Below are 1724 nucleotides of genomic sequence, written 5' to 3' on the forward strand. Positions count from 1 at the left end.
GATAGTTTTCATCTGACTTTTTGTGATGAATTGATAATCCGTGCGGAAATTACAGGCATTATGAAGGTCATCCGTGATCTTTTGACGCTTGTACAGGGGCATAAATCCCTGCTCTTGGATTTCAGCAAAGTTCATTGCTTTTAATGTTTCTAAAATTGTTTCGCAAGTGTACTTATTATCCATTTTCCTCTCAAGTAAGCGATAAAAGAGAAGGGCCAGAAAACAGATGAGAAAGTGCGCTTTTATTCTGTTTTCGTCTTGCAGATAAACAGGTCTGGCTGAAAAATCTGTTTTCATGATTCTAAAACATTCTTCTATCTGCCATCTGCCCTCACTTACTTTCAGAATGTCACAAACATCGTCATCAAGCAGGTCGGTACATACTGCATATAAGCCGTCATACTGGGCTTCGGATTCTATTTTTTCTTTATCAAGAAAACTATGTATTTCCGCAGTTTTCCCTTCTTTTGTTGTCGCAACGGTTCCAATAAAGCGGGCCGGATCGTTAGGGTTCTTCCGGTTCTTTTTTGGCCTTCCTGTATTGACCATCTTTTCAGCTCGCTCCACCTGTTTGTTACGAATTGTTTTTTGATATAAGGCATACTTCGGAGAGTAGGTGATAATCAGGCGCTGATGAAGTTTTTTGGTGGTATATGGTTCATCTTTGTAATACAGGTTCGTATCATCTTCTGGAATTTCTGAAACATCAACCGGCATATCATCCGAAACTCTTTTAAACCCTTTTAGATCCAATGCCCATGCTTTCTCTTGCGCCCCAAGCTTTTTGATGGATTGTGTAACAATAAAGGCCCGTTGGCCCATGTGATTAAAGGATCTGATTTCTTCGGAAGCGAGACCGGCATCACTGCAGTAAATAAATTTCTGACAGCCGAATTCATCAAGAACCTTCTTTTCCAGGGGTTTTAAGGATGTCTGTTCATTCGCATTTCCAGGAAATGTAGAGAAAGCAAGAGGAATGCCATCGCCATCCATGAACAGGCCCATCTGGATAATTGGATTTGGTCTGTGTTCTTTACTTTTGCCATATTTCTTATCGCCGTCTTCCTGTTCAATTTCGAAATAATAGTTGGAACAATCGTAGTAAAGTACCTTATCGTTTCTGTTAATCATAAAGTTGCTGTTCTTATAAACTTCTGACTGAATCAAGTCACATTCATTACCAAGAACATCCAGTGCACGGTAAATATCGTGGAGCTCATAAGACGGTTTCTCCAGGAACTCGGATGCAATTTTAAAAGAAGACCGTTTGCTGGCTGGTTCAAGGACTCTGGCGTAAACCAAGTCAGAGAGAACCGCATTTATATCATACTGGAACTTGTATTTATTTTTCAGTTTCCGGCAAATTTTGTTTAGTTGAAGACTGTAATAAATGGACTGGAGAAAAAGGTAGCCACCTCGAAAAAACTTCTGCTGGTCATAATCCATCTGTCTGTCAGCATGAAAAGAGATTTGGACCGTTTTGGTCTGACGTTCTTCCTTAAATTTTTGAGTTTCCATTTTTACTTCATTTTTAGCCCATGCAATAACATCGTCTCTGGTAGGGCCATGCTCCAGGAGCAGTTTGTCTAAAGTGCCAAGTTTGCGAACAATAGCGGACGTGGTGCTGCCATTAGCCTTGACATAGGATTTTGCAACATAAAATGATTCTGTAATTTTTTGATTTTCGAGATATGAAGATTCATATGCATCCCTCCTTACACCTC

At 39.9% G+C, this 1724-nt stretch carries 1 protein-coding gene; it reads right to left on the bottom strand.

Annotated features, from left to right (window positions below; all coding sequences use genetic code 11):
* Positions 1–1674, bottom strand: a 1674-nt coding sequence (locus tag RHS_RS29630) for an IS1634 family transposase (protein WP_047835268.1), incomplete at its 3' end; no start/stop codon positions are given.
* Positions 1675–1724: the final 50 nt, after the last annotated feature.

This window comes from Robinsoniella sp. RHS, from assembly GCF_001029355.1.
In the GTDB taxonomy this organism is placed as follows: domain Bacteria; phylum Bacillota; class Clostridia; order Lachnospirales; family Lachnospiraceae; genus Robinsoniella; species Robinsoniella peoriensis.